Raw genomic sequence first — 1677 nt, forward strand, 5'->3', positions numbered from 1 at the left:
GTCTTTGACGAATGCTTTCACCTGATCTTTGTTAAAGCGCGCCACTTGTGTCATCCTCTCAAACCAACCTTTCTCTTAGTTTATTTCATATTGGTTTGAGAGTTTACACAAAAGATTTTACAGACTCGAAGCCAAGAAAGTATATGATTTTCATACACTTTTATTTGTATTCTCCCGGTCTTTTGGAAGATTAGTTGTAAGAGATAGCCTTGAAAAATAAGGTTATATTTAAGAGTGAAAATTCTTATCACAATTAGCCAATAGTAAAATGCAAGCTGGTAAAGCGACTAAGATTTCCTCAGAGTTAAAAGATGCATTGGTTAACTTGTCTTTTTGATATTCATTCTTAATAAATTTGGAATAATAACAGCCCCGGTTTCAATATAGAAACTGGGGCTGTTATTATTACCAGAGGAAGGAAATTTCAGTTTTTTTGTCGAACATTTTACATTGAGTTTTTAGGTGAAGCAGATGTATTTAACAACCAAGACCAGATTATTTTTCATTAACTGACTTAGTTGCAATTTTGCTAAAAATATGGAGAAGAAAATTAAATGACTTATCTCATTGAATCAAGTATCACGATGTTATAAAAGGAGGTTATTGATTATTGACAATGTTAAGTAGAGTGCATACTAATCAAAAAAATAAAAATGAAATGTACGGAAAAATTTATGATGGTCTTTCATTATTTCAAAAGTGCTTTAACCTATCTTACGTTTTAGTGATGCCATTGCTTCCATTTTATTTATGGTTTAAAGGAGAGTCACTTTTTACATCTATAATTATTATGGTAGTCTTTAGTCCGCTAGCTGTTCTTCTGACACCTAAATGGCTGATCTCAAATGTTTTCACAGTTAGTTTTTTTATTTTATTTGCAATTCCTGTGTCGATTAGCACGATTTTAATTATGCTTGTTTATGTTCTAAAACCAACATTAATAACGAATATCTTCTTTGAGTATTATTACTTATTTAGCATTCCTATAGTTTCCGTATGTGCCTTCTTTATCACATATTTAAAAGGCGGGTCTGGGGTTCTAAATAAGTTGAAAGTGTCTTTGGAGTATAATAACTGGATGTATGCAGTGGTGTTATTTATCTTTTTCTTTGTTTCAAACAGCGTAAATACTCTGGGGGATTTCCACCGATTGTTTCCGATTATTTCAGAAGAAACATTTAAAGACAAATCTATCGAAGATGCCAGGAAAATACTGTCCTTGTTTATGCAAATCGCTTCGTTTCCATTTTTAATAGCGAATTCAATTTTAAAGAGTTTGGTAGCGCATATTTCATATCGTAAGACGTTAAACAATTGAATATATAAATTGAAGATTATGTTTCTAAAAACTACATGAGAGAGGTAACGTACTATTTTGCGTTTTGCTTAAAGCAAAGGTTAGGTACGCTAAAATTGAAATTTCACAGTTATACACAAACAAAAAAGTCCGAAATGCAATTACGGTATAACGAAAAGAATGTTTACCTCAATAACAACTAGCGGGGACTGTCCTTGGTCATCTAAAAATGACTTGGAGTAGTCTCTTTTTCGGGTCTGTCAATAATTTTGTGTAAACTCTCTTATGGGAACCTCCCCCGAGGGGGAGAACGAAGCTCTTACGGCAGATATTGGCCAATTCGTTCTGGATAAAATACGGATAACTGGAGGAGAATTTGT

1 protein-coding gene is annotated in these 1677 nt (G+C 32.7%); it reads left to right on the plus strand.

The features are described 5' to 3' along the window. Positions 1-610: 610 nt before the first annotated feature. Positions 611-1318, plus strand: coding sequence for a hypothetical protein (locus tag ACFQZG_RS27530; protein ID WP_378157951.1), 708 nt, complete (start codon positions 611-613; stop codon positions 1316-1318). The last annotated feature ends 359 nt before the right edge of the window (positions 1319-1677 follow it).

It is taken from the genome of Cohnella sp. GCM10027633 (assembly GCF_042675445.1).
Lineage (GTDB): Bacteria > Bacillota > Bacilli > Paenibacillales > Paenibacillaceae > Cohnella.